The sequence below is a fragment of the bacterium genome (assembly GCA_020440705.1).
Lineage (GTDB): Bacteria > Krumholzibacteriota > Krumholzibacteriia > LZORAL124-64-63 > LZORAL124-64-63 > JAGRNP01.
The window spans coordinates 1-500 of the sequence record JAGRNP010000407.1 but is presented as its reverse complement, the minus strand read 5'-3'; the positions used below and the strand labels follow the sequence as shown (position 1 = coordinate 500).

Annotated in this window: 1 protein-coding gene; it reads right to left on the bottom strand. The window is 69.8% G+C overall.

All coding sequences use genetic code 11. From position 1 onward, the window contains the following. Positions 1 to 500 (bottom strand): hybrid sensor histidine kinase/response regulator (locus KDM41_19050; GenBank protein ID MCB1185522.1); only part of this gene is annotated, 500 nt, incomplete at both ends.

Below are 500 nucleotides of genomic sequence, written 5' to 3'. Positions count from 1 at the left end.
ATGCCGAGGACGCTGGCTGTGCCCAGGCCGTGGCCGCGGGACTTGGTGGTGAAGAAGGGGTCGAAGATGCGGCTGCGGGTGGCATCGTCCATGCCGATGCCGTCGTCGACGATCTCGAGCATGGCGTAGCGACCGGGGCGCAGCGGGCCCGGCAGCAAGATGGCCGCGGCCTGGGCTTCGTCGAGGGGCAGGACGTCGGTGCGCAGGACGATCCTGCCGTGGCCCTCACCGGCCGCACCCACGGCCTCGGTCGCGTTGATGATGAGGTTGAGGATGATCTGCTGCAGCTGGTTGCCGTCACACTCGATCTCGCAGGGCTCGCCGTGCTCGATGGTGAGCTTGGCGACCTTGCCGACGCTGGCCAGCAGCAGCTTGCGCATGTCGTCGATGTGCTTGGCCAGGGAGAAGCGAGTGCGGCGGCGCTGGCCCTTGCCGGCGTAGGCCAGGAGCTGGCGGGTGAGCTCGGAGGCGTGGCCGGCCGCGTCGAGGGCCTCCTCGAG